Below are 1,654 nucleotides of genomic sequence, written 5' to 3'. Positions count from 1 at the left end.
GTCGACGCGCACCTCGGTGATGCCGTCGGTCGCCTCGAGGGCGTGCACTCCGGCCCTGATGACGTCGTGGTCGACGTGCTCGGGCAGGTCGACGATGGTCGTGTCCTCGCTGTCGACGAGCTCGGCGACGGGGCCCTGCGTGATGACCCGACCGGCGTGCATGACCACGACGTGGGTGCACGTCATCTCGACCTCGGCGAGCAGGTGGCTCGACACGACGACGGTGCGCCCGGTCTCGGCGTAGCGGCGCAGGATCGGGCGCATGGCGGCGATCTGGGGCGGGTCGAGGCCGTTGGTCGGCTCGTCCAGGATGAGCAGCTCGGGCAGGCCCAGCATGGCCTGCGCGATGCCGAGGCGCTGGCGCATGCCCTGGCTGTAGGACTTGACCGGCCGGTCGACAGCGCCCCCGAGCGCTGCGACGTCGAGGGCCTCGTCGAAGTGGGCGTCCTCGGGCGCCCGCCCCGTGGCGGACCAGTAGGCCTCGAGGTTCTGGCGTCCCGTGAGGTGGGGCAGGAAGCCGGGGCCCTCGATGAGGGCGCCGACCCGGCCGAGCACCCGCGAACCCGCCGAGACCGGCTCGCCGAGCACGTGGACGCTGCCGGCGTCGGAGGAGATGAGGCCCATCACCATCCGCATCGTCGTCGTCTTGCCGGCGCCGTTGGGGCCGAGGAGCCCGACGACCTGCCCCTTCTCGGCGCGCCACGTCACGTCGTCGACGGCGCGGTGCCCGTCGGCATACGTCTTGACCAGCCCCTCGACGACGAGCGGGATGTCGGCGAGGTCGGGGCGCGCCGGCAGGTGCATCCGGCGACGCCGGCGGACGAACCACCCGACGACCGCGGCGAGGAGCAGCAGGACGAGCGCCGACAGTGCCAGGAGCGTCTCGGTGTCGACGCCGCCGGCGACGCTCCCGCCGACCGCGGCACCGGCGGCGACGGGAAGCGTCAGCGCCGAGCCTTCGGAGATCCGGATGGCACTCGGGGTTCGCGAGTTGGAGTAGGTCGACTCGGTGCTGGTCAGCAGCACGCRCCAGCGGGTGCCGGCAGGCAGGTCGTAGGTCGCCGCCGGCAGCGAGATGGTCACGGGCGTCGGTCGGCCCGGCGTCACGGCGAGCCGGACCGGGGCGACGAGCGGGTTCGTCAGCGTCACCGACCCCCCGGTGACGCGCCACACCGAGGCGAAGAGCGTGACATCGGGAGAGTCCGAGGTGACGGTGAGACGCATCGTGGGCGACCCGACGACCGTGGTGGCCTCGGCGAGCGGCTCGGTGTCGAGAGCCGTCGACTGACCTGGCAGCGCCGCGATCTGGTAGGTGGAGAGGCTGACCCCGAGCGCCGCGAGACCGGGCACGGCGATGAGCGAGGCGGGCTGTCCGCCGGGCGGGTGCAGCAGCGCGCCGGACGACGTCGCGAGCGGCAGCTCGCGGGTCCGGAGCGGCGCGCCTGACAGGCCGGGGTATGCCGTGAGGGTGTGGAGCGTCGTCGGCTGACCGGTGCGACTGGCCGGGATGCCATAGGTGAAGGCTGCTGTGGGAAGGGCCGATTCGCTGCGACTGGCAGACGCTTTGTCACGGACGTAGTGGTCGAGCCAGGTGTACGAGGCCTCGAGCTCCTCGGTCTCGTGCGTGCTGGCGGCGTCGTGACCCCCGTCGCTC

1 protein-coding gene is annotated in these 1,654 nt (G+C 72.8%); it reads right to left on the bottom strand.

From position 1 onward, the window contains the following. Positions 1 to 1,654 (bottom strand): ATP-binding cassette domain-containing protein (locus AC1DP0_RS21655; RefSeq protein ID WP_478088604.1); only part of this gene is annotated, 1,654 nt, incomplete at both ends.

Source organism: Terrabacter sp. P5_B1 (assembly GCF_056400505.1).
The sequence above is the reverse complement of the archived record's forward strand: the minus strand, read 5'-3'. Positions and strand labels throughout refer to the sequence as shown.